General features: G+C 66.8%; 20 protein-coding genes. 9 read left to right on the top strand and 11 right to left on the bottom strand.

Annotated features, from left to right (window positions below; all coding sequences use genetic code 11):
* Positions 1-9 precede the first annotated feature (9 nt).
* The 4 genes from PSK12I2_RS0103840 to PSK12I2_RS0103820 all read left to right on the top strand — a co-directional run bounded on the left by PSK12I2_RS0103840 (position 10) and on the right by PSK12I2_RS0103820 (position 4,484).
* On the top strand, positions 10-1,338 hold the full coding sequence (locus PSK12I2_RS0103840; RefSeq protein ID WP_027597371.1) for a sigma-54 dependent transcriptional regulator: 1,329 nt from the start codon (positions 10-12) through the stop codon (positions 1,336-1,338).
* Between the two features lie 169 nt (positions 1,339-1,507).
* Complete coding sequence (locus tag PSK12I2_RS0103835; protein ID WP_027597370.1) at positions 1,508-2,815, top strand: MFS transporter; 1,308 nt, start codon at positions 1,508-1,510, stop codon at positions 2,813-2,815.
* 175 nt (positions 2,816-2,990) lie between these two features.
* Positions 2,991-3,299: a hypothetical protein gene (locus PSK12I2_RS0103830; protein ID WP_027597369.1), complete on the top strand. Its 309-nt coding sequence runs from the start codon at positions 2,991-2,993 to the stop codon at positions 3,297-3,299.
* An 852-nt stretch (positions 3,300-4,151) separates the two neighbouring features.
* Positions 4,152-4,484, top strand: coding sequence for an endonuclease domain-containing protein (locus tag PSK12I2_RS0103820; protein WP_027597367.1), 333 nt, complete (start codon positions 4,152-4,154; stop codon positions 4,482-4,484).
* On the opposite strand, the gene PSK12I2_RS0103815 is transcribed toward PSK12I2_RS0103820, so the two are convergent.
* The gene (locus PSK12I2_RS0103815) at positions 4,471-6,435 is read right to left on the bottom strand and encodes a DNA topoisomerase III (RefSeq protein ID WP_027597366.1); all 1,965 of its coding nucleotides are present in this window, start codon (positions 6,433-6,435) and stop codon (positions 4,471-4,473) included. The two genes, PSK12I2_RS0103820 and PSK12I2_RS0103815, sit on opposite strands and share 14 nt — an antisense overlap.
* A gap of 243 nt (positions 6,436-6,678) precedes the next feature.
* On the opposite strand from PSK12I2_RS0103815, the gene PSK12I2_RS24795 reads away from it, so the two are divergent.
* A complete protein-coding gene (locus tag PSK12I2_RS24795) occupies positions 6,679-6,870 on the top strand; it encodes a hypothetical protein (protein ID WP_144945249.1) in 192 nt (63 codons plus the stop codon).
* A gap of 18 nt (positions 6,871-6,888) precedes the next feature.
* On the opposite strand, the gene PSK12I2_RS0103805 is transcribed toward PSK12I2_RS24795, so the two are convergent.
* Positions 6,889-7,794 (bottom strand): LysR substrate-binding domain-containing protein, encoded by a 906-nt coding sequence (locus tag PSK12I2_RS0103805; RefSeq protein WP_027597365.1) that lies wholly within the window; start codon positions 7,792-7,794, stop codon positions 6,889-6,891.
* Positions 7,795-7,949: 155 nt separating this feature from the next.
* Here PSK12I2_RS0103805 and PSK12I2_RS0103800 point away from each other — a divergent pair, with 155 nt between their 5' ends.
* Positions 7,950-8,564, top strand: coding sequence for a glutathione S-transferase (locus PSK12I2_RS0103800; protein WP_027597364.1), 615 nt, complete (start codon positions 7,950-7,952; stop codon positions 8,562-8,564).
* 134 nt (positions 8,565-8,698) lie between these two features.
* On the opposite strand, the gene gcvT is transcribed toward PSK12I2_RS0103800, so the two are convergent.
* From gcvT to vapB, 5 genes are all read right to left on the bottom strand, one after another.
* Positions 8,699-9,808, bottom strand: a complete 1,110-nt coding sequence (gene gcvT, locus PSK12I2_RS0103795) for a glycine cleavage system aminomethyltransferase GcvT (protein ID WP_027597363.1) — start codon at positions 9,806-9,808, stop codon at positions 8,699-8,701.
* 259 nt (positions 9,809-10,067) lie between these two features.
* The gene (gcvP, locus tag PSK12I2_RS0103790) at positions 10,068-12,923 is read right to left on the bottom strand and encodes an aminomethyl-transferring glycine dehydrogenase (protein WP_027597362.1); all 2,856 of its coding nucleotides are present in this window, start codon (positions 12,921-12,923) and stop codon (positions 10,068-10,070) included.
* Positions 12,924-12,930: 7 nt separating this feature from the next.
* Positions 12,931-13,299: a glycine cleavage system protein GcvH gene (gene gcvH, locus PSK12I2_RS0103785; protein ID WP_007159937.1), complete on the bottom strand. Its 369-nt coding sequence runs from the start codon at positions 13,297-13,299 to the stop codon at positions 12,931-12,933.
* Positions 13,300-13,596: 297 nt separating this feature from the next.
* Positions 13,597-14,010 carry a tRNA(fMet)-specific endonuclease VapC gene (gene vapC, locus PSK12I2_RS0103780; RefSeq protein WP_027597361.1) on the bottom strand — a complete coding sequence of 138 codons (414 nt, stop codon included), beginning with the start codon at positions 14,008-14,010 and terminating at the stop codon, positions 13,597-13,599.
* A complete protein-coding gene (gene vapB, locus PSK12I2_RS0103775) occupies positions 14,010-14,240 on the bottom strand; it encodes a type II toxin-antitoxin system VapB family antitoxin (protein WP_027597360.1) in 231 nt (76 codons plus the stop codon). The genes vapC and vapB overlap by 1 nt, the downstream gene beginning before the upstream one ends.
* Before the next feature lie 294 nt (positions 14,241-14,534).
* Here vapB and poxB point away from each other — a divergent pair, with 294 nt between their 5' ends.
* Complete coding sequence (gene poxB / locus PSK12I2_RS0103770; protein ID WP_027597359.1) at positions 14,535-16,259, top strand: ubiquinone-dependent pyruvate dehydrogenase; 1,725 nt, start codon at positions 14,535-14,537, stop codon at positions 16,257-16,259.
* Positions 16,260-16,277: 18 nt separating this feature from the next.
* On the opposite strand, the gene PSK12I2_RS0103765 is transcribed toward poxB, so the two are convergent.
* The 4 genes from PSK12I2_RS0103765 to PSK12I2_RS0103745 all read right to left on the bottom strand — a co-directional run bounded on the left by PSK12I2_RS0103765 (position 16,278) and on the right by PSK12I2_RS0103745 (position 21,192).
* Positions 16,278-16,994 carry an ABC transporter substrate-binding protein gene (locus PSK12I2_RS0103765; RefSeq protein WP_027597358.1) on the bottom strand — a complete coding sequence of 239 codons (717 nt, stop codon included), beginning with the start codon at positions 16,992-16,994 and terminating at the stop codon, positions 16,278-16,280.
* Positions 16,991-18,859, bottom strand: coding sequence for a diguanylate cyclase (locus PSK12I2_RS24370; protein ID WP_051398678.1), 1,869 nt, complete (start codon positions 18,857-18,859; stop codon positions 16,991-16,993). The genes PSK12I2_RS0103765 and PSK12I2_RS24370 overlap by 4 nt, the downstream gene beginning before the upstream one ends.
* A complete protein-coding gene (locus PSK12I2_RS0103750) occupies positions 18,856-19,581 on the bottom strand; it encodes an ABC transporter substrate-binding protein (protein ID WP_051398677.1) in 726 nt (241 codons plus the stop codon). The genes PSK12I2_RS24370 and PSK12I2_RS0103750 overlap by 4 nt, the downstream gene beginning before the upstream one ends.
* 90 nt (positions 19,582-19,671) lie before the next feature.
* Complete coding sequence (locus PSK12I2_RS0103745) at positions 19,672-21,192, bottom strand: sigma-54-dependent transcriptional regulator (protein WP_027597357.1); 1,521 nt, start codon at positions 21,190-21,192, stop codon at positions 19,672-19,674.
* 88 nt (positions 21,193-21,280) lie between these two features.
* Between PSK12I2_RS0103745 and PSK12I2_RS0103740 the strand changes: the two genes are divergently transcribed.
* Both PSK12I2_RS0103740 and PSK12I2_RS0103735 read left to right on the top strand, forming a co-directional pair.
* Positions 21,281-21,715, top strand: a complete 435-nt coding sequence (locus PSK12I2_RS0103740) for a MarR family winged helix-turn-helix transcriptional regulator (protein WP_027597356.1) — start codon at positions 21,281-21,283, stop codon at positions 21,713-21,715.
* A 145-nt stretch (positions 21,716-21,860) separates the two neighbouring features.
* On the top strand, positions 21,861-22,277 hold the full coding sequence (locus PSK12I2_RS0103735) for an organic hydroperoxide resistance protein (RefSeq protein ID WP_027597355.1): 417 nt from the start codon (positions 21,861-21,863) through the stop codon (positions 22,275-22,277).
* Positions 22,278-22,313: the final 36 nt, after the last annotated feature.

Here is a 22,313-nt window from a genome sequence, read left to right as displayed (position 1 = left end):
ACGCCTCCCATGCAAGCCCAGGTCTATCTGGTCGACGACGAAGCCAGCATCCGCGAAGCGGTACGCCAGTGGCTGGAGCTGTCGGGGCATCAGGTGCGGCTGTTCGCCCGCGCCGAAGACTGCCTGGCGGCAGTGACCCCGGATTTCGCCGGGGTGGTGGTCAGCGACGTGCGCATGCCCGGCATGGACGGCCTGGCCCTGCTGGAACGGCTGCAGGCGCTGGATGCCGACCTGCCGGTGATCCTGCTCACCGCCCACGGCGATGTCGCCCTGGCGGTCAGCGCCATGCGCCAGGGCGCCTACGACTTCCTGGAAAAGCCCTTCAGCCCCGAGGCCTTGCTCGGCGATCTCGGCCGCGCCCTGGAAAAGCGCCGGCTGGTGCTGGAGAACCGCCAGCTGCACCGCCGGGTCGACGACCAGAGCACCCTCGCCCGCCGCCTGCTCGGCGTCTCGCCCGGCATCGTCCGCCTGCGCCAGCAGATCCTCGACCTGGCGCCGACACCGGTCAACGTGCTCCTGCGCGGCGAGACCGGCAGCGGCAAGGAACTGGTCGCCCGCTGCCTGCACGACTTCGGTCCCCGCGCCGACAAGGCCTTCGTCGCCCTCAACTGCGCGGCCATCCCTGAGCAGCTGTTCGAGAGCGAATTGTTCGGCCACGAGAGCGGCGCCTTCACCGGCGCCCAGGGCAAGCGCATCGGCAAGCTGGAATACGCCAACGGCGGCACCCTGTTTCTCGACGAGATCGAGAGCATGCCCCTGGCGCAGCAGGTCAAGCTCTTGCGGGTGCTGCAGGAGCAGCGTCTGGAGCGCCTCGGCTCCAACCAGAGCATCGCCCTGGACCTGCGCATCGTCGCCGCCACCAAGCCGGATCTCCTGGAAGAAGCCCGCGCCGGACGCTTTCGCGAAGACCTGGCCTATCGCCTCAATGTCGCCGAGCTGCACCTGCCGCCGCTGCGCGCCCGGCGCGAAGACATCCCGCTGCTGTTCGATCACTTCCTTGCCGAGGCCGGTGCCCGCCTGGGCCGGCCGGTCACCCCGCCCGGCGCGGCGCGCCTGGCCCAGCTGCTGGGTCACGGCTGGCCGGGGAATGTCCGTGAGCTGGCCAATGCCGCCGAGCGCGAGGCCCTCGGCCTGGGTACCCCCGCCACCGCGGCCGCGGGCCACTCCCTGGCCGATCAGCTGGAAGCCTTCGAGGCCCAGTGCCTGCGCGCCGCCCTGGCCCGCCACGGCGGCGAGATCAAGGCGGTGATGGACGAGTTGCAACTGCCACGGCGCACCCTCAACGAGAAGATGCAGCGCCATGGCCTGGTGCGGGCCGACTTCCGCGACGAGGATTGAGAGGCAATAGGCGGAAATCCGCTCATTGCTCACCGCCTTTCGGCGATCTTTCGCCGATCCGTCTCTGCAAAACCCAGTCAGGACGCGGCTTCGCGACCTGGCACGGGCCCTGCTATAGCCCTTGTCGACGCCCCGAGCGCCCTAATAACAACGACAAGAGGAACACCCTGTGGATAGCACCGCTACCCTCGCGGCCGGCCAGACCGCGCCCAAGACCACCTCGCAGCGCATCAAGTCCATCTTCAGCGGTTCGGTCGGCAACCTGGTCGAATGGTACGACTGGTACGTCTACGCCGCCTTCTCGCTGTATTTCGCCAAGGCCTTCTTTCCCAAGGGCGACCAGACCGCCCAGCTGCTCAACGTCGCCGCCATCTTTGCCGTGGGCTTTCTCATGCGCCCCATCGGCGGCTGGCTGATGGGCCTCTATGCCGACAAGGCCGGCCGCAAGTCCGCGCTGATGGTCTCGGTGATCATGATGTGCGCCGGCTCGCTGATCATCGCCCTTACCCCCAGCTACACCACCATCGGCGTCGCCGCCCCCATCATGCTGGTGCTGGCGCGGCTGCTGCAGGGCCTCTCGGTGGGCGGTGAATACGGCACCTCCGCCACCTACCTGAGCGAGATGGCGACCAAGGAAAGCCGTGGCTTCTACTCCAGCTTCCAGTACGTCACCCTGATCTCCGGCCAGCTGCTGGCGCTGGCCACCCTGATCGTGCTGCAGCAGACCCTGACGGTCGAACAGCTGGAAAGCTGGGGCTGGCGCATCCCCTTCCTGATCGGCGCCGCCTGCGCCGTGACCGCGCTCTACCTGCGCCGTGGCATGGAAGAGACCAGCTCCTTCAAGAAGGCCGAAAAACCCAAGGAATCCCTGATGCGCACCCTGATGCGCCATCCCAAGGAATTCTTCACCGTGGTCGGCCTGACCATGGGCGGCACCCTGGCCTTCTACACCTACACCACCTACATGCAGAAGTACCTGGTCAACTCGGTGGGCATGAGCAAGACCGACGCCACCTCCATCTCGGCGGCGACGCTGTTCCTGTTCATGCTGCTGCAGCCCGTGGTCGGCGCCCTCTCCGACCGCGTCGGCCGGCGCCCGGTGCTGATCGCCTTCGGCGTGCTCGGCACGCTGTTCACCTACCCGATCCTCTCCGCCCTGGGCAGCGTCACCACCTGGTGGGGCGCCTTCGGCCTGATCATGGTGGCGCTGGTGATCGTCAGCTTCTACACCTCGATCAACGCCGTGGTGAAGGCCGAGCTGTTCCCCACCGAGATCCGCGCCCTGGGCGTCGGCCTGCCCTATGCCCTGACCGTGTCCATCTTCGGCGGCACCGCCGAATACCTGGCCCTGTGGTTCAAGAGCATCGGCATGGAGAGCGGCTACTACTGGTACGTGACCGGCTGCATCGCCTGCTCGCTGCTGGTCTACGTCTTCATGAAGGACACCCGCGATCACTCGCGCATCGTGCACGAATAACCGCTCGTCCCTGGGTGCGGGCCTCTCGGTCATTAGATTTGGCCGTCCGGCCCGCCCCCCTTTGCCTGGGCTTTGGGGCACGCCATCGTAGTGTCACCGGCAGCGTCCACAACGGTCATTTCGCTGACCGCTGTGGCGAGTTCGCCCCCTCCTCCCAAGCCCCGGTTACACACTCATGGAAATCGACTACGGTCCCAGCTACGCCAAACTGGGTCTCCAGTTTCAATACCAGTGGAGCAGCCTGCTGCGCGATGCCCTGAAGAAGCACGGCATCACCGACGCCCAGGCCAAGGCCATCTGCGGCGACTTCGCCTTCGATCTCTCCAAGCTCATCGACGAAGCCGAAATCAAGGCCGACGGCCTCTCCTATCGCCCGGTGATCGCCTTCACCGAGGACGAGGAAACCCTGCTGGTGCAGTCCGCCGAATTCGACTATCACGAAGCGGCCTACGCCACCGCCGCGGCGGCGTTCGAGAAGAAGTAAGCCTCGCGGGGGGGCCCTGCGCCCTCACCCCAACCCTCTCCCCCAGGGAGAGGGGGCGGTCTGGAGCGGTGGCGGGCTCTTCCTCCAGACGTGGGTCCTGAAGCTGTTTTCATTGTTACTGCGATAGCGATTCGCTTAGGCCAGTTGAGGCCATTTCACCTCCACCCCCTCCAACTTCATCGACAGAGCCGAAATCAAGGCTGACAGCCTCTCCTAGCGCTCGGTGATCGCCTTTATCGAGGACTGGGAAATCATGTTGGCGCAGTCAGCCAGCTTTGAATATCACAAAGCGGCCTACGCCACTGCGGCAGCGGCGTTCGAGAAGAAGCAAGACTCGCTGGGGCCCTGCGCCCTCACCCCAACCCTCTCCCTCAGGGAGAGGGAGCGGCCTGGAGCGGTGGCGGGCTCTTTCTCCAGACGTGGGTCCTGAAGCTGTTTTCAGTGCTGCTGCGATAGCAGTTTTGACTGTCTTTCAGCGAGAGCTACTCCATAGCTCCGTATGGCCCCCTCTCCCCCCGGGAGAGGGTTGGGGTGAGGGCCGCACAGGCACCCTTGTCATAGCCGCACGAACCGCGCGTTAGAGCCTCGCCAACACGATTTCCCCAGGCGATACTCCCCGGATCACCTCTCACTCCGTACCACCCCCTCTCCCTCCGGGACAGGGTTGGGGTGAGGGCCGCATCGGCACCCACGTCATAGCCTTACGAACCACGCATTAGAGCCTCGTCAACACTATTTCCCCAGGCGATACTCCTCAGATCACCCCTCACTCCGTACCACCCCCCTCTCCCTCCGGGAGAGGGTTGGGGTGAGGGTAAACCCGACACCAGAACACCCAGGGAAAGGATTCCCATGCCCCTCATCGGCCATGCCCGTGCCCTGCGCCGGAGTCAGACCGACGCCGAGCGCGCCCTCTGGTATCACCTGCGCGGCAATCGTCTGCAGGGCCATAAATTTCGCCGTCAGCATCCCTATGGCCGCTACATCCTGGACTTCGTCTGCCTGGAAGCGCGGCTGGTGATCGAACTGGATGGCGGCCAGCATCAGGGCAGCGCCAATGACCGCGAGCGCGACGCCTGGCTGCAGGCCCAAGGATTCAAGATCATTCGCTTCTGGAATCATGAGGTCCTGACCCAGCCCGACGCCGTGCTCGAGCGCCTCTTCGCCGTCCTCAGCCCGGCTTGACCCTCGGCTTGCGCACGCGCGACGGTGCGCCACCCGTCTTCGCCGTCGCCTTGGCCTTGCTCCCGCCCGTACGTCGCTTCTTCTTCCAGGGCGCGCCCTTGCCCGCCGGCGGCGGCCCGCTGATGGTCAGGGTCAGGCTGAGACAGCGCTCCACCTGCTTGCCCATCCAAGCCGATTGCTTGGTGACGAATTCGGCCAGGCTCAGCTCGCCCTCCTGCACCCGATCCAGCGCCTGCTCCCAGAGCGCCGTGGTGCCCGGATCGGCGATGGCCCGGGGCACGGCGTCGATCAGGCCGAAGGCCGCCGGGGTCGCCGCCAGGGCCTTGCCCTGCTTGACCAGGTAGCCGCGGTCCAGCAGGCCCTGGATGATGCTGGCGCGGGTCGCCTCGGTGCCGATGCCGGTGGTGTCCTTGAGCTTCTGCTTGAGGGCGGGATCCTCCACCAGCTTGGCGACATTCTTCATCGCCTTGATCAGATCGCCCTCGGTGAAGGGCTTGGGCGGTTGGGTCAGCTGATCCTTGCAGCGCACTTCCACCACCGGATAGGACTCACCCTCGCGCAACTCGGGCAGCGCCTGGGGCGGCGGTGCCTCGCGACCCTTGGGCGGCGTGAGCGATTCGGGCAAGGCGCGCCGCCAGCCGGGTTCCACCAGCCGCTTGCCGGTGGCCCGCAGGCGTTCGCCGCCCGCCGCGAAGTCGGCCTGGGTGCGATCGAATTCGTGCGGCGGCAGGAATTGCGCCAGGTAACGCGCGCGGATCAGGCCATAGACGTTGCGCTCCTGCGGACTCAGGCGGCCCAGGTCGCGGGTCACCTGCGTCGGGATGATGCCGTGGTGGGCGCTGACCTTCGCATCGTTCCAGGCCCGCGAGCGGCGACTGGCGTCCAGATGGTCGCGCAGTGGGGCGAGACTGCTGTCGGCGCCCAGCAAGGCGGCCAGCAGCGCCGGCGCCTCGGCGTGCTGGGACAGCGGCAGGTAGCCGCAATCGCTGCGCGGATAGGTGATCAGCTTGTACTTCTCGTAGAGCGCCTGGGCGACGTCCAGGGTCTGCTGGGCGCCCAGGTTGAGGCGCTTGGAGCAGACCTCCTGCAAGGTGCCCAGATCGAAGGGCAAGGGCGCCGCCTCGCGGACGCGCTCGGTCTTGAGCTTGACCAGCCGCGCCTGCCCAGCCGCCTCGATGGCCCGCGCCGCCGCCTGGGCCACCTCGGGCTTGAGACAGCGGCCCTGGTCGTCGCAGACGTCCTCTGGCGGCTGCCATTGGGCCTGGAAGCGACTGCCGGAGGCGTCCAGGGTCGCCTCCACGGTCCAGAAGGGCACCGGCACGAAGGCGGCGATGGCACGATCGCGGTCCACCACTAGACGCAGGGTCGGCGTCTGCACCCGTCCGACCGAAAGCACGCCCTGATAGCCGGAGCGACGCCCCAGCAGGGTGAACAGCCGGCTCATGTTCATGCCGATCAGCCAGTCGGCGCGCGAGCGGCCCAGGGCGGACTGATAGAGCCCATAGGTCTCGGCACCGGGCTTGAGCGCGGCCAGGGCGCGGCGGATGGAGACGTCATCCAGCGCCGACAGCCACAGCCGGCGGATCGGCCCGCGATAGCGGCAATGCTCCACCAGCTCGCGGGCGATCATCTCGCCTTCGCGATCGGCGTCGGTGGCGATCACCAATTCGCTGGCCTCGCCCAGCAGGCGCTTGACCGCCTTGAACTGGCTGCCGGTGGTCTTCTTGACCTGCAGCTTCCACTGCTCGGGGACGATGGGCAGGTCGTCCAGCGACCAGCGCTTGTAGCGGGCGTCATAGGCGTCCGGTGGCGCCGTTTCCAGCAGGTGGCCGATGCACCAGGTCACGGTCACGCCCTGCCCCTGCAGGCAGCCCTCGCCGCGGCGGGTGGCGCCGAGGATGCGGGCGATGTCCTTGGCCTGGGAGGGTTTTTCGCAGAGATACAGCTGCATGGCGGGCGTCGCACGAGGGGAATCGCCACAGGATGCAAAGCCTGCGCGAGCGGCGCAAGGCCTAATCTGTATATCCGTACAGAAAGCGGCCTTTGCGCAAATTCGCCCAGTGGGCCACAGCATGCTCAGGACGTGGATCACAGCTTGAACGGCGGCCGCCGCGGACGCGGAATCTTGCCGTGGCTGGGCAGTCCTTGGGCTACGGCACTTTCGCCGTCTTTAGCCGAGCTCTGGGAGGCGTCAATGAACACTGTAGCTATGGATCGCGCCACGGCCGAGAGCACCGGCGCCGGAAATATCGTCGACACCGCCAGCGGCCAGGCCCTGCGGGCCAGCATTTCGGCCATGCGCCGGACCACCAGCCAGGTGCAGCGCATCAACGATCAACTCTGGGAAGTCTGGCCGGACGGCCGTCGCAAGCTGCTGCTGCGCTAAGACCTCCCGCCCGACGCCCTAGGCGGGCGTCGGCGCCTCCAGCGCGGCCAGATAGGTCGCGACCTCGGCCTGGATCCAGGCACTGAAGCGCTCCTGCTTTTCCGCCGATTCGGCGCGTTCCGGCCAGACCAGCCAGTAGGCATAGGGATAGGGCGCCGTTACCGGACTGAGCTGGACCAGACGCCCCTCGTCCAGCGCGGCCTGCACCAGGCTGCGCCGCTCCAGCGCTAGCGCCTGACCAAGGCGTAGCGCCTCCAGTACCACGTTGGAATCATTCACGCTGATGCCGCGATTGGGTGCTGCTTCGCCTAGACCAGCCGTTTCGCCCCAGTGCAGCCAGGTTTCCTCCGTGTGCAATAGCGGCTGCGCGAGAGCCTCGTCCAGGCTGCACGGCAGTTGCCCACCGTTGTAACCAGGTGCCGCCACCAGCAGCACATCGTCCTGAAACAGCCGAAGCGCCGTCAGGCCATCCCACTGGCCCTCGCCCATGCGCACTCCGATATCCACCATGCCCTGGCGCAGATCCTGGAAATCCAGGCTGGTCTGGATACGGATGCGATAGTCCGGGTACAGGGCGCGAAAACGCGGCAGCCGGGGCAGCAGCCAGTGGGTGGCGAAGGAGGGAAAGGTGGCAAATACCAGCTCGTTGCGCCGCGGGCGGGCCTGCAGTCGCCGGGTCGCCTCGCCCAGATCCTCGAGCAGCTGGCGGACCTGCTCGGCATAGACGCGACCGTCGCCGGTGACCTCGATCCCGCGCCCCTGGCGCTCGAACAGCACCATGCCCAGCTGGTGCTCCAGGCCCTTCACCTGCTGACTGACCGCGGCATGGGTGAGGTGCAATTCATTGGCGGCGCGGGTCACGCTGCCCAGGCGGGCAACCGCTTCGAAGCAGCGCAGGGCATTCAAGGGCGGCACACGGGACATGTAAGCTTTCCTTAATGGTCCGGTCAGAATTTCTCGCTGGAAGCAGCTTCGCCGAATCCTTAATGTCTTGTCCAGAGCGGCACCTGGCGTGAAACACACGGCCAGGATGACGTTCCACGTGAAACAGGATTCACTCTTTCTGACAGGACGCCCCCATGCAACTCATCGGCATGCTCGACTCCCCCTATGTGCGGCGGGTCGCGATCTCCCTTCGCCTGCTGGTTCTGCCCTTCGAGCTGCGCCAGATCTCGCTGTTTCGTGAGGTCGAGCGCTTTCGCAGCTTCAATCCGGTGCTCAAGGCACCCACATTGATCTGCCTGGACGGTCAGCGGCTGATGGATTCGTCGCTGATTCTGGACTATGCCCAGCATCTCGCCTGTGGCAGTCGGCAGTTGCGGCCGAGCGGCCACGCGGCCCGGGCCACCGCCCTCAGTCGCAGCGGCCTGGCGCTGGCCCTGTCCGAGAAGGCGGTGCAGCTGGTGTACGAGCGTGATCTGCGACCGGAAGAGAAGCGTCATGCGCCCTGGCAGCAGCGCGTGGAAGGGCAGTTGCGTGCGGCCTGTGGCGCCCTCGACAAGGCCTGGCTGGGCCCGCGTCCGCCGCTGGGTGAAGACAGTATCGGCCAGGACGCCATCGACACGGCGGTGGCCTGGACCTTCCTGCACTTCGCCCTGCAGGGGCTGATCGAGCGGCGTAACTACCCGACGTTGGAGGCCCTGACCGCCGAAGCGGAGGCGCTGTCGGTGTTTCGCAATTATCCGCTGGCGTGAAAGGCATCGCGGCCATGGGCCGCTCCTACGGGATCCTGTAGGAGCGGCCCATGGCCGCGATAAAACGGTCAATCCTCGTCACCGGAGCGGCCGCAGCGGCGGACCGCCATAGCTACGATCAGCCAGCCCGATCTTTATCCGCGGTAATACCGCTGCGGCACGAAGGGGGTCTTGGCGACCTTGACCGGCACCTGCTTGCCGCGCACCACGGCGAACAGCTGGGTATCCAGGGCGGCGAAGTCGCTGTCGACATAACCCATGGCCACCGGCGCCCCCAGGGTCGGGCCGAAGCCGCCACTGGTGACACGGCCGATGCTGGCGCCATTGGCATCCACCAGCTCGGCACCCTCGCGCACCGGCACCCGCTCCTGCACCAGCAGGCCGACGCGCTTGCGGCTCACGCCTTCACGCTGCTCGGTGAAGATGCGCTCGGCACCGGGAAAACCGCCGGCGCGACCGTTGCCTTCACGCCGCACCTTGGACAGCGCCCACCCCAGATTGGCCATCACCGGCGTGGTACCGGCATCCATGTCATGGCCATAGAGGCAGAGGCCGGCTTCCAGGCGCAGGGAGTCGCGCGCGCCCAGGCCGATCGCCTCGACCTCCGGCTCGGCCAGCAGGCGGCGGGCCAGGGCCTCGGCGGCGGCGCTGGGCACCGAGATCTCGTAGCCGTCTTCGCCGGTATAGCCACTGCGACTGACGATGCAGGGCTGGTCCAGCAGCTTGACGCGGCGGACCTGCATGAAGGTCATCTCGGCCACTTCTGGCGCCAGGCGCGCCAGCACCGCGGCGGCGGCCGGGCCCTGCAAGGCCAGCAAGGCGCGATCGAATTGCGGCAGCACCTGACAGCGATCGCCCAGGTGCTTTTCCAGGTGGGCGAGGTCGGCTTCCTTGCAGGCGGCGTTGACCACCAGATAGAGGCAGTCACCCAGGTTGGCGACCATCAGGTCGTCGAGGATGCCGCCGTTGTCGTCGGTCAGCAGGGCATAGCGCTGCATGCCGCTGGGCAGGTCGATGATGTCGACCGGCACCAGGGACTCCAGGGCTTCGGCGGCTTCTTCGCCTTCGAGCAGGACCTGACCCATGTGGGACACATCGAACAACCCGGCCTGGGCGCGGGTGTGCTGGTGCTCCTTGAGCACGCCGAGCGGGTATTGCACCGGCATCTCGTAGCCGGCGAAGGGCACCATGCGGGCGCCGAGTTCCAGGTGCAGGGCGTGCAGCGAAGTCTTGAGCAGGGACATGGTGGGGCTCCGTGTCGGGTGGCGGCTTCCGCACTCCGGTCCTCCAGAGCAGGAAGCTGTGATCTGAGTGGGTCGTGCCTGCCGCTGATGAGCGAGACGCGACCTCGGTGCTTCGGATTTCCCTCACCCCGGCCCTCTCCCCAAGGGAGAGGGGGAAGAGCAGTGCTTCGCTCGGACATCCTGCACAACCGCTGCAGAGCTATCGGAGTGCCGCGGCGCTCCTCCCCTCTCCCCCTGGGAGAGGGGCCGGGGGTGAGGGTCAGGCCTCGCCGTAGGCTTCGATCGGCGGGCAGGAGCAGACCAGGTTGCGATCGCCGTAGACGTTGTCGATGCGCGCCACCGGCGGCCAGTACTTGCCGTCCACCAGACTCGGCAGCGGGAAGACCGCCTGCTCGCGGCTGTAGGGGTGGGTCCACTCGCCTGCCAGTTCGCGCGCGGTGTGCGGCGCGTTCTTCAGCGGGTTGTCCTGGGGATCCAGGGTGCCGGCTTCCAGGGCGCGGATCTCTTCGCGGATGGCGATCATGGCGTCGCAGAATCTGTCCAGTTCCTGCTTGGACTCGCTCTCGGTGGGCTCGATCATCAGGGTGCCGGCCACCGGGAAGGACATGGTCGGCGCATGGAAGCCGAAGTCGATCAGGCGCTTGGCCACGTCGTCCACGGTCACGCCGCTGCTGTCCTTGAGCGGGCGCAGGTCGAGGATGCACTCGTGAGCCACCAGGCCGCCGGTGCCGCTGTAGAGCACCGGGTAGTGCTCTTCCAGCCGACGGGCGATGTAGTTGGCGCTGAGGATGGCCACCTGGGAGGCGCGGGTCAGACCGGCGCTGCCCATCATCTTCAGGTACATCCAGGAGATCGGCAGGATGCTGGCGCTGCCGTAGGGCGCCGCGCAGACCGCGCCCTCCTTGCGTTCCAGCCGGGCATGGCCGGGCAGGAAGGGCGCCAGGTGCGCCTTGACACCGATGGGGCCGACGCCCGGACCGCCGCCGCCGTGGGGGATGCAGAAGGTCTTGTGCAGGTTGAGGTGGGAGACGTCACCGCCGAACTGACCCGGGGCGCAGAGACCGACCATGGCGTTCATGTTGGCGCCGTCGATATAGACCTGGCCGCCGTGGTCATGGACCACCTGGCAGATCTCGCGGATGGCCTCTTCGAACACCCCGTGGGTGGACGGGTAGGTGATCATAAGCGCGGCCAGGCGCTCGCTGTGCTGCTCGGCCTTGGCGCGCAGGTCGTCGAGGTCGACGTTGCCGCGCTTGTCGCAGGCCACCACCACCACGCGCATGTCGACCATGCTGGCGGTAGCCGGGTTGGTGCCGTGGGCCGAGGCCGGAATCAGGCAGACGTCGCGTTCTCCCTGGCCGCGGCTCGCGTGATAGGCACGGATGGCCAGGAGGCCGGCGTACTCGCCCTGGGAGCCGGCGTTGGGCTGCAGGGAGACGGCGTCATAGCCGGTGGCGGCGCAGAGCATGGCCTCCAGCTCGGTGGTGAGCTGAGCATAGCCCTCGGCCTGGTCGGCCGGGGCGAAGGGGTGGATACCGCCGAATTCCGCCCAGGTGACCGGGATCATCTCGCTGGCGGCGTTGAGCTTCATGGTGCAGGAGCCCAGCGGGATCATGGTGCGATCCAGCGCCAGGTCCTTGTCCGCCAGCTTGCGCAGGTAACGCATCAGCTCGGTCTCGGACCTGTGGCTGGCGAACACCGGATGGGTCAGGAAGGCCGATTGGCGCTGCAGCGCCGCGGGCACTTCCACGCCCTGGGCATCGCCCAGCTCGGCGACCTGGGGCGCGGGCTTGCCGTCGGCCAGGATCTCCAGCAGTGCCTGGACATCGGCCAGGGTGCTGGTCTCGTCCAAAGACACGCCCAGGGCCTCGGCGCTGACTTCGCGCAGGTTGTAGCCACGGGCACGGGCGGCCTCGTGCAGGGCGGCGGTGCGCGCCCCGAACACCAGGGTCAGGGTGTCGAAGGCGGTGTGCTGGGTCTCGTGGCCCAGGCGCTGCAGGCCGGCGGCCAGCAGGCTGGTCAGACGCTGCACCCGGGTGGCGATGCGGGTCAGGCCTTCGGGACCGTGGTAGACCGCGTACATGCTGGCGATGTTGGCCAGCAGGACCTGGGCGGTGCAGATGTTGCTGGTGGCCTTCTCGCGGCGGATGTGCTGCTCGCGGGTCTGCAGCGCCAGGCGATAGGCCGGGTTGCCGTGGCGGTCGATGGACACGCCGACGACGCGCCCGGGCATGTCGCGCTTGTACTTGTCCTGGGTTGCGAAGTAGGCCGCGTGCGGGCCGCCGAAACCGAGCGGTACGCCAAAACGCTGCGCGGTGCCGATGGCCACGTCCGCGCCCAGTTCGCCGGGCGGGGTGAGCAGGGTCAGGGCCAGCAGGTCGGCGGCCATGGCCACCAGGGCACCGGCGGCCTGGAAGGCCTGGATGCTTTCCCGGTAGTCACGGATCTCGCCGGTGGTCATCGGATACTGGAACAGCGCGCCAAAGAAGCGGCCGTGGTCCTCGATCTCGGTTTCCACGCCCACGACCACCTCGATGCCCAGGGGCTCGGCACGGGTGCGCAGGACGTCCAGGGTCTGCGGATGGCAGTGCACGGAGGCAAAGAAGGCGCTGGCCTTGTTTTTCGCCAGGCGCTTGCAGAAGGTCATGGCCTCGGCGGCGGCGGTGCCCTCGTCCAGCAGCGAGGCGTTGGCCACCGGCATGCCGGTGAGGTCGCCGATCAGCGTCTGGAAGTTGAGTAGGGCTTCCAGACGACCCTGGGAGATCTCTGGCTGGTAGGGGGTATAGGCGGTGTACCAGGCCGGATTTTCCAGCAGGTTGCGCAGGATCGGCGCCGGGGTATGGGTGTTGTAGTAGCCCTGGCCGATCAGGCTCTTGAGCAGGCGATTCTTGCCGGCGATGGCGCGCAGCTCGGCCAGGGCGTCGGCTTCGGACAGCCCGGCGGGCAGGTCCAGCACGCTGGTGCCCTTGATGCTCTCGGGAATCACCTGGGCGGTCATCGCGTCTAGGGATTCATAGCCGAGCAGATTCAGCATGGCGATCTCGTCGAGCTCGCGCGGACCGATGTGGCGCGGGACGAATTCGTCGGCGGTGCTGAGGGTGTCGTGCAGCGACATGGCGGTCTTACCCCTTGATCAGTTGCTGATAGGCGGCTTCGTCGAGCAGCGCGGCGAAGGCTTCGGCATTGGCGGGCTGGAAACGAAAGAACCAGCCGGCGTTCAGCGGATCGCTGTTGATGGTCTCGGGCGCATCGTTCAGCGCCTCGTTGACCGCCAGGACCTCGCCGTCCAGCGGCATGGTGATGTTGCTGGCGGCCTTGACCGACTCCAGCACCGCCACCTCATCGCCCTGGGCGTAGCTGCGCAGCTCCGGCAATTGCACGAAGACCAGGTCGCCCAAGGAGTCCTGAGCATAGTCGGTGATGCCGACGGTAATGCTGCCATCGGCTTCCTGACGCAGCCATTCGTGTTCTTCGGTATAGCGCAGACCCATTGCCAGACTCCTGCGGACCTTTGTCCTGATGGATAGATGGGTCTGGGATTGCAAGGGTGATGCCAGGAACAAAGGCCAGTGTTTTCAGGGGTTTAGCTAAAGAACCCCTATTGCGCCGTAGCGAAATCGTTACGATTGACGCCCCAACCCGCTACACTCGTATCGATTTACAAACGGTGTATCGAAATCGTTACGATATTAGCCAGGCTCCTGGGTCCGACAGCTGGGCTGTACGCCAGGGCCCTGCTGTTCCTTATCACCGTGCTGCAGACAGAGGCGGATAGAGCGCCTTGCGCGCTAATTTCCTCCCGCGGTGACCCAGTCTTCAACGCGCAGGCCTGGCACCCGGTCGAACTCGCGACGGTTGTTGGTGACCACGATCAGGCCCAGAGAGCGCGCATGCCCCGCGATCATCTGATCGTAAGGACCGATCTGCTGACCCGCTCGGGCTAGTTCGGCGCGCAACTGCCCGGTATGGGCTGCGGCTTCGGGACCGTACGTCAACACCTCCAGCCGCGCGGCGAAGCCCTCGATCACCGCCAGGTTGCGCTCCGGGCTGGAAGACTTTTCCGCACCGTAGATCAGCTCCATCAGGGTGATCGTACTGATGCACAACTGCCCCTGGTGCCGGGTGAAGGCCTCGCGAACCGACGTCGGTCGGTTCTTGATGGTGAAGATGCAGGTGTTGGTGTCGAGCATGAACTTGAGCATCAGAAGCCCTCGCGCTCCTGCTCGGCGGGCTGGTCCCGTTCCGCCATGAAATCCGCCGTGACACCCTCCCCCTCGAACCAGGAATCCCAGGATTCCCCGGCCGGGGTAATGATCCTCGTGCGACCGACCGCGACCACATCGACGCGCTTCACGTCTGCGGGCAGGGCAACCGCCTTTGGCAGTCTCACCGCCTGACTGCGATTGCTTTGGAATACGGCGCCTTGATCCATGATCGACCTCCGGGATATATCGGATGTATATCCCATATTAGGGGCAAGGCTGGATCTGTCAATCGGCACCCTCTCGGCATCAGGCATCACAGCTGGTATAGCGCTCTTCGCGCGGATGACACCTGGTGAAGCCTTGGGAAAGACGCCGGAGGCGGAAATGTCATCGGCGCGGGGCAAGATTCGGACAAGCGCGCCCGCCGCGAACTTCCGCCCCGCTTCGTCGGACCAAGAAGGCACAACAAGACCTCTGCCAAGCGGCTTTGCCCTCTTCCATCCTTGTCTGGAGTCTTTGTCATGGCTGTGAAAACCGTTGCCGATCTGCTCGTCGCCACCCTCGAAGCGGCTGGTGTCGACACCATCTGGGGCCTGCCGGGCGATTCGCTCAACGGCCTCACCGAAAGCCTGCGCAAGCGTGAGCGCATCCGCTGGCGTGGCGTGCGGCACGAAGAAGCCGCGGCCTTCGCCGCCAGTGCCGCGGCCGACACCAGCGGGCGTCTGGCGGTCTGCGCCGGCTCCTGTGGCCCGGGCAACCTGCACCTGATCAATGGCCTGTTCGACGCCCAGCGCAGCGGTGCGCCGGTGCTGGCCATCGCCGCCCAGATTCCCTCCAGCGAGATCGGCCTGGGCTATTTCCAGGAGACCCATCCGGAGCGGCTGTTCCGTGATTGCAGCGACTTCTGCGAGGTGGTTTCCCATCCCGAGCAACTGCCGCGCATCCTCGAGACCGCGATGCGTTCGGCCATCCTCAATCGTTCGGTGTCGGTGGTGGTGATTCCCGGCGACGTGGCCCTGGCCGAGGCGCCGATCAAGGAAGCCCAGTGGAGCGAGCCGGTGCGTCCGGTGGTGGTGCCGCCGGAGGCCGAGCTGGATGCCGTGGCCGAATTGCTGGCCGGGGAAAAGCGCATCACCCTGCTCTGTGGCGCCGGTTGCGCCGGTGCCCATGCCCAGGTGGTGGCCCTGGCCGAGCGCCTGCAGGCGCCGGTGGTCCATGCGCTGCGCGGCAAGGCCCACATCGAGTATTCCAATCCCTATGGCGTGGGCATGACCGGCCTGATCGGCTTTTCGTCCGGCTATCACGCACTCAAGGAGTGCGACCTGCTGCTGATGCTGGGCAGCAACTTCCCCTATCGCAACTTCTTCCCGGATCACGGCCGCGTGGTGCAGATCGACGTGCGCGGCGCCCACCTGGGCGTACGCACCCCGCTGCTCAAGGGCCTGGTGGGCGATGTCCGCGCCACCCTCGACGCCCTGCTGCCGCGACTCCAGCCCAACAGCCACAGCCGCTTCCTGGAAAAGGCCCAGCAGCACTACCGCAAGACCCGCGCCGAGCTGGACGAACTGGCTACCGCCACCGCCGATGGCGAGCCGCTGCATCCGCAGTACCTCACCACCCGCGTCAGCGAACTGGCCGCGGCGGACGCCCTCTTCACCTGCGACGTCGGCACGCCCACGGTGTGGGCGGCGCGCTACCTGGCGATGAATTTCGAGCGCAAGCTGGCCGGCTCCTTTACCCATGGCTCCATGGCCAATGCCCTGCCCCAGGCCATGGGTCTGCAGGCGGCCTATCCCGGCCGCCAGGTGGTGGCGCTGGCCGGCGACGGCGGACTGTCCATGCTGCTCGGCGAACTGGCGACCCTGGCCAGCGAGAAGCTGCCGGTCAAGGTCATCGTCTACGACAACGCCACCCTGGGCTTCGTCGCCATGGAGATGAAGGCCGCCGGCATGATCGACGAGACCACGGATCTCGCCGCCGTCGACTTCGCCCAGGTGGCCGAGGCCTGCGGCGTGCGCGGCTGGAAGGTGGAATCGGCCAGCCTGCTCGACGCCACTCTGGAAGAGGCGTTCGCCCACCCCGGCCCGGCGCTGGTGGACGTACGCATCGCCAAGCAGGAGCTGTCGCTGCCACCGAAGATCGAGGCCGCCCAGGCCAAGGGCTTCAGCCTCTACATGCTGCGCGCGGTGATGAGCGGGCGCGGCAGCGAGGTGCTGGACCTGGCCAAGACCAACGTGCTGCGTTGATGGTCGGGGGTTGCTCGGCTATTCCAGCAGCCGAGCGACCTCGCCACTGGCCTTGAGCTGCGCGAACGCCGTGCGCAGCCGGGCTACCAGCGGCGCCGGCGTGGTCGGGCTGAACGCCATGTACAGCGGGGTATCGAGATCCTCCAGGGCGGCGAGGCGGCGCAATCCCGGACAGGCGCTAGCCGCGTCCTGGCAGAAGCGAATGGCATCCTGCTCCGGCAGCAGCACGGCATCCACCTGACCATTGAGCAAGCGGCTGAAGTTGTCCTTTTGCTGGCCTGACACCACCAGCTGCTGGAAGCCGAACGACTGCAAATACTGGTGGCGCACATCGTCGCGCATCACGCCCAGCCGATAGGCGCGGGCGTCGTCGAGACGCTCGATACGCACGTCGTCGCGATTCGCCAGCCGATAGAAGTAGTACCGCAGGCGCATGACCTCCCCGACCCACTGGAATTGGGTCTCGCGAGCCGGCGTGCGGGCGATCAGATAGATCAGCACCCCTGGCTCGTGCAGGGCCAGATCATAGGCGCGAGCCCAGGGATAGAGTTCCAGGCGGTAGTCGGTGATACCCGCCAGGGCCAGGGTACGCTCCACCACCGAGGTCGCCGGCCCACCCACCCGACCGTCCACGCTCCAGCTCAAGGACGTCTCTTCCGTCACGGCGCGCACCGTGGCGGCCTCCACGCCCGGCCCCAGCAAGGCCAGCAGGGCCAACAACAGATGACGCTTCATGGCAGCGGCTCCTCAGGCAGATGACAGCTGCGATGGCGCCCCAGGCTTTTCGCGCGGTAGAGCGCCTGGTCGGCCTGGCGCAGCAGGCTGGCGAAATCGTGCATATCGGTACTCAGGGTGGCATAGCCGATGCTCAGGGTGACATGGCCAGCAGCCTCCGAGCCGGCATGGGTGATTTCCAGCGCGGCGACGGCCCGGCGCAAGCGCTCGGCCATCGCCCCCGCGCCCGCCAGATCGGTCGCGGGCAGCAGAACCGCGAACTCTTCGCCGCCGATCCGCGCCACCAGGTCGCCTGGGCGCGTGACGACCTGCTGCATGGCGGTCGCTACCTGCTGCAGACAGACATCGCCCTGGGCATGCCCATAGGTATCGTTGTAGCGCTTGAAAAAGTCGACATCGCAGAGCAGCAGCGCGAGGGGCTCCCCGGAGCGTCGCGCGCGGCGAAACTCCACCTCCTCGGCCTCGTCGAAACAGCGCCTATTGGGCAGCCCGGTGAGCGGATCGCTGCGCGACAGTTGCTCCAGCCGCGCGTTGGCGCTGCGCAACGCCTCCTGGGACGTCAGCAGGTCGCGCAATTGCAACTGGTGATGGGAGGCATGCAAGAGCAGTTGGGTGGTCATGTTGATGAGGGCGCGTTCATCGGTGCGCCACTCGCCACCCAGATTGCAGCCGAAGAGTAGCAAACCGTCTTCGTCCTCGGCGATCCGCAGATGGACCAGCGCCAGGGCTTCGTTACCTAGTGCCAACAGCGGCTCCGCCGCGTCACCGAAGGCGGCCACGAGCGCCTCGCGCGTCGCGAAGGTGCGGGGGACCTCGGGTTCCAGCAGGGCTTCCAGCACCTGGGCGCAGGGCGGCGGCAGTGTCAGACCGGCGGCCAACGGCTCGGCGTCGCGGAACCAGCCCTGGTAAAGGCGATAGGGCGCATCCCGGGTGTCACGCTTGAACCAGAAGGCCTGACGCGCGCGCAAGCGTTGTGCGACCTCTTGTAGACAGAGCTGGCAATGCCGGTCGAAGTCCGCGTAAGGCGCATGGATCAGTTGGTTGGACAGCCTCAAGATGGTTTGCTGCGCCGTCGCCAAGGCCTCGAGCTCTGCCGTGCGCTCGCGAACTCGCTCCGCCAGGAGATCGCGATGCGCGGCGAGCTCTTCTTCGTGGCGATGCTGTTGGGCCAGGTAGCCCGCCAGGTTGCCCTGCAGGGTATTGATGCCACTCACCAGCAGATCCAGCTCGTCCTGGCGGGTGGGCCGCCGCAGTCGAAGGGGCTCGGCGAGGGTGGCGGCCGTCAGCCGGGACAGGTGGCGGGCGATCCGACGGACATGCAGGGTCACCAGCCGATTGAAGGCCAGGCTGACCAGGCCGGCGAGCAGCAGGGCGAGTGCCAATTGGGTCAGCAGGGTACTCGCCACGCTGTCGCGCAATTCGCGCCAGAGCAGGGCTTCATTGCCTTGGATGAGGAGTTCGCCGAGCACCTCGTGACCGCCCGGATAGGGACTATAGACCAGCGTGGAGCTTCGACTCGGCGCCAGGCTCGAGGGCGCCCAGTCGGCCTGCTGACGGGATTGGACGTCGGACTCCTGGCCGTGGCCGGTCAGCCGCAGCTCGATACGGCCGACCGAGGCGATGCGCGACGCCCCGTCCAGTTGCGCCTGCACCGCGGGCTTGTCCAGTTCCCAGATGGCCTTGGTCAGGGTCGACTGGTACACCTGCTCCAGCAATTGCAGCTCGGTATCCATACCCAGGCGATTCTGTTCCCAGATATTCCAGGTGCGCAGCCCTGCCGTGGCCGCGGAAAACAGCAGACAGAACGCCACCGTCAGCAAGGCCAGGCGGTTACCGAGCGAGCGGCGTTTCAGCACGCCTTTCATAGCCAGCGCCGCTGGAGTTCGGCCAGCGTACCGTCCTGTTGCAACGTCATGAAGGCCGCCCGCAGCCGTGCCATCACCTCGGGAGCGGTGCCCAGGCTGGCCGCCAGATACAGCGGATAGGGGGCGGCGCAGTAGGCCTGCCGCAGATCGCCCTGGGGATCGTAGCCGGCCTGGCGAGCGAGGTGATCGGCCACGGCGCGGTTGGCGATCCACAGGTCGACCCGACCGGCTTTGAGTTTCTCCAGGTTGAGGCTGTAATGCGTGCCGGATTGCAGCTCCCGTCCGACGGTGAAGCCCTGCTCCAGCAGGATGCGCTCTCCCGCATCGCCGTTGACCGTAGCGATTTGCAGGCCGCGGGCCGCCTGCAGGCTGGCCAAGGGGCGCACGCGGTCCCGCCAGCTGAACAGGCAGAGGGTGGTCTCGGTCAGGGGCACCACCCACTCGAACAGCGCCTCGCGCTCGGGCAGACGCGCCATGGAAAAGACGAGGACATCGGGCCGGCCCTGGGCCTGGGCGAAGGCCCGCGCCCACGGCATGACCTGCGGCTCGGCCGCAAGCTCGGCCCGGGCCAACAGCAGCCGCACCAACTCGACGGAAAAGCCGGTCACCCGGCCATCCGGCTGGACCACGCTGAACGGCGGATAGTCCTCGGTCACCAGTTGCAGTGCGCCGGCACGGACGCCCGTGCACACCAGCACCAGACCGAGAACCAGCCAATGCAAGAAGCTGCTCGTCACGAAGCCCTCCCCCCGTCCGAGCGTGATGTCGTCTGACGTTATCGGGCTGCCGTGACGAAACTTGAAGCGGCGGGGCTAGTCTCGCCGGGGGATACCATAACGGCGCAGGCGCATGGCAATGGCGGAGTGAGACGTCTGCAACCGCGCGGCCAGCTGGCGGCTGGACGGGTACTGCGGATAGAGTCGTTCCAGCAGCGCCGCCTCGTAACCCTGGACGGCGGCCTCCAGGGTGCTGACCTCGGTCTCGACCTGCCCCGCCACCGCCGTGCCGGCCAGGTCGAGGTCATCGACGTCGATCTGGCCACTCTCGCTGATGGCGGCGGCGCGAAAGAGGATGTTCTGCAATTGCCGCACGTTGCCCGGCCAAGCGTTGCCCAACAGCACCCCATAGGTGGCCGGCGCCAGGCGGCACGGCGGTCGGCCGATCTGGGCACAGGCCTGCTGCAGGAAGTGCCGTGCCAGCAGCAGGATGTCCTGGCCCCGCTCGCGCAGTGCCGGCACCTGTAGGCTGAGCACATTGAGGCGATAGAAGAGGTCTTCGCGAAAGGTGCCGGCGGCGACCATGGCCTGCAGGTCGCGATGGGTGGCGGCGAGGATGCGCACATTGACCTGGGTTTCCTGGGCCCCGCCAACGCGGCGGAAGGTGCCATCGGAGAGAAATCTCAGCAGCTTGGCCTGCAGATAGGGCGACATCTCGCCGACTTCGTCGAGAAACACCGTGCCCTGGTCGGCCAGTTCCAGCAGGCCCGGCTTGCCGCCGCGCTGGGCGCCGGTAAAGGCGCCCGGGGCATAGCCGAACAATTCGCTCTCGGCGAGGCTTTCCGGCAGAGCCGCGCAGTTCAGCGCCAGAAAGGGCGCCTCGCGCCGCGCACTGGCCGCATGGCAGGCGCGTGCCACCAGTTCCTTGCCGGTGCCGGTCTCGCCGAGGATCAGCAGCGGCGCCTCCAGGGCGGCCAGGCGCTGGGCGCGGGCCTTGAGGGTGCGGATGGCGGCGCAGTCGCCGAGCAGCGAATCGAAGCCCTCGGGGGTGTCGTGGCGCAGCGCCGAGAGGCGGCCACCGATACGGCTGGGGGCGTAGAGGGTCAGCAGGCCACCGGCCAGGCCGCCCACCGGTTCGCCGATGGGGGTGGCGTCCAGCAGCAGTGCCTGGCCGCGCAGCACCACCTCGCGCAGGGGCAGGCGAAAGCCCTGGTCCAGCAGTTCGGCGGACAATTCGCCGTCATTGAAGAGTTCGGCCAGGGTGTTGCCGGCGCCTTCCCCGGCCAGGGCGGCAAAGGCCGGATTGGCCAGCAGGATGCGGCCCTCGCCGTCCACCGCCAGCACCGGATCGGCCATGGCGGCGAGCAGGGCGTCGAGCTGCAGGGAGCGGCGCTGGCCGGGCAGGATGTCCACCACCCGCACCGCCTCCACCCCCACCACGGTCAGCAGGGCGGCGCGCAACTCCTCCAGCACCGTCGCGCTCAGGGTCGGCGCATCGATGTAGACGTTGGGCGGCACCATCTCCACGGCGTCCAGGTTGAGATTGCGGGCACCGAGCAGCGCCAGAACTTCCTGGGTGATGCCGACACGATCGATGAACGACACATGGATACGCATGGAAACCCTGGGGTCTGAGAGCGAAAGGACTAATGCTACCCAAATGCTCGGGGTAGAATCATTTCTCATTTACCCAGGCGGGAACGCGATGAACAACAAAGACCCCCTCCTTCTCGATCAGCAGCTGTGCTTCGCGCTGTACTCCACCTCGCTGGCCATGACCAAGGTGTACAAGCCGCTGCTCGAAGAGGTGGGCCTGACCTATCCGCAGTACCTGATGATGCTGGTGCTGTGGGAAAACGATCGGCTGCCGCTCAAGGAGCTGGCGCGCCGGCTGCACCAGGACTCCGGCGCCCTGACCCCGGTGCTCAAGCGCCTGGAAGCCGAGGGCTACGTGACCCGACAGCGCAATGCCGAGGACGAGCGCAACTTGTCCATCGAACTCACCGAGTCTGGCCGTGCCCTGCGCGAGCGGGCCCGGGAGATCAACGGCACCATCAGCAGCTATTGCGCGCTGGGCGATGCCCAGATGAATGCCCTGCGCGAAAACCTGATGACCCTGAGAGCCAAGCTGGAGCGTTAGCCTCCTTCGCTGCCGCTGGTCGGCTGCTCCTGAAAATATATTTGCGCGATAACAAATATCGCGATAACTTAAATCCGTACCCGGACGATTCCTTCGGTTAACGTCCGAACGATCAGTTATCGCGATACCTAAACAGGAGCACGCCATGAACATCCTCTATACCGCTTCCGCAACCAGCACCGGTGGCCGTGACGGCCGTTCTATCAGCAGCGACAAGGTCCTGGACGTGCAGCTGTCCACGCCCAAGGAGCTGGGCGGCGCCGGCGGTGCCGGCACCAATCCCGAGCAACTCTTCGCCGCCGGCTATTCGGCCTGCTTCATCGGCGCGCTCAAGTTCGTCGGCGCCAAGGAAAAGATCGCCGTGCCGGCGGACGTCAGCGTGACCGCCCAGGTCGGCATCGGCCCGATCCCCACCGGCTTCGCCCTGGACGTCGAGCTGGTCATCAGCCTGCCGGGCCTGGAGCGTGCCGTGGCCGAAGACCTGGTCGAGAAGGCCCACCAGGTCTGCCCCTACTCCAACGCGACCCGCGGCAACGTGGACGTGCGCCTGACCCTGGCCTAAGGGTCGCGGTATTACCCAGGCGCCTCCGCCGAGGCG

Origin of the sequence: Pseudomonas sp. MOIL14HWK12:I2 (genome assembly GCF_000510745.1) — a bacterium.
Taxonomy (GTDB): domain Bacteria; phylum Pseudomonadota; class Gammaproteobacteria; order Pseudomonadales; family Pseudomonadaceae; genus Chryseomonas; species Chryseomonas oryzihabitans.
Note: the sequence above shows the minus strand (reverse complement) of the source record. Positions and strands in the feature narration are given on the sequence as shown.

What these genes read in the sequence shown, in the direction of transcription:
- PSK12I2_RS0103840 (WP_027597371.1), top strand. Translation starts at nt 10, where the DNA reads ATGCAAGCCCAGGTCTATCTGGTCGACGACGAAGCCAGCATCCGCGAA.
- PSK12I2_RS0103830 (WP_027597369.1), top strand. Translation starts at nt 2,991, where the DNA reads ATGGAAATCGACTACGGTCCCAGCTACGCCAAACTGGGTCTCCAGTTT.
- PSK12I2_RS0103820 (WP_027597367.1), top strand. Translation starts at nt 4,152, where the DNA reads ATGCCCCTCATCGGCCATGCCCGTGCCCTGCGCCGGAGTCAGACCGAC.
- PSK12I2_RS0103815 (WP_027597366.1), bottom strand. Translation starts at nt 6,435, where the DNA reads ATGCAGCTGTATCTCTGCGAAAAACCCTCCCAGGCCAAGGACATCGCC.
- PSK12I2_RS24795 (WP_144945249.1), top strand. Translation starts at nt 6,679, where the DNA reads ATGAACACTGTAGCTATGGATCGCGCCACGGCCGAGAGCACCGGCGCC.
- PSK12I2_RS0103805 (WP_027597365.1), bottom strand. Translation starts at nt 7,794, where the DNA reads ATGTCCCGTGTGCCGCCCTTGAATGCCCTGCGCTGCTTCGAAGCGGTT.
- PSK12I2_RS0103800 (WP_027597364.1), top strand. Translation starts at nt 7,950, where the DNA reads ATGCAACTCATCGGCATGCTCGACTCCCCCTATGTGCGGCGGGTCGCG.
- gcvT (WP_027597363.1), bottom strand. Translation starts at nt 9,808, where the DNA reads ATGTCCCTGCTCAAGACTTCGCTGCACGCCCTGCACCTGGAACTCGGC.
- gcvP (WP_027597362.1), bottom strand. Translation starts at nt 12,923, where the DNA reads ATGTCGCTGCACGACACCCTCAGCACCGCCGACGAATTCGTCCCGCGC.
- gcvH (WP_007159937.1), bottom strand. Translation starts at nt 13,299, where the DNA reads ATGGGTCTGCGCTATACCGAAGAACACGAATGGCTGCGTCAGGAAGCC.
- vapC (WP_027597361.1), bottom strand. Translation starts at nt 14,010, where the DNA reads ATGCTCAAGTTCATGCTCGACACCAACACCTGCATCTTCACCATCAAG.
- vapB (WP_027597360.1), bottom strand. Translation starts at nt 14,240, where the DNA reads ATGGATCAAGGCGCCGTATTCCAAAGCAATCGCAGTCAGGCGGTGAGA.
- poxB (WP_027597359.1), top strand. Translation starts at nt 14,535, where the DNA reads ATGGCTGTGAAAACCGTTGCCGATCTGCTCGTCGCCACCCTCGAAGCG.
- PSK12I2_RS0103765 (WP_027597358.1), bottom strand. Translation starts at nt 16,994, where the DNA reads ATGAAGCGTCATCTGTTGTTGGCCCTGCTGGCCTTGCTGGGGCCGGGC.
- PSK12I2_RS24370 (WP_051398678.1), bottom strand. Translation starts at nt 18,859, where the DNA reads ATGAAAGGCGTGCTGAAACGCCGCTCGCTCGGTAACCGCCTGGCCTTG.
- PSK12I2_RS0103745 (WP_027597357.1), bottom strand. Translation starts at nt 21,192, where the DNA reads ATGCGTATCCATGTGTCGTTCATCGATCGTGTCGGCATCACCCAGGAA.
- PSK12I2_RS0103740 (WP_027597356.1), top strand. Translation starts at nt 21,281, where the DNA reads ATGAACAACAAAGACCCCCTCCTTCTCGATCAGCAGCTGTGCTTCGCG.
- PSK12I2_RS0103735 (WP_027597355.1), top strand. Translation starts at nt 21,861, where the DNA reads ATGAACATCCTCTATACCGCTTCCGCAACCAGCACCGGTGGCCGTGAC.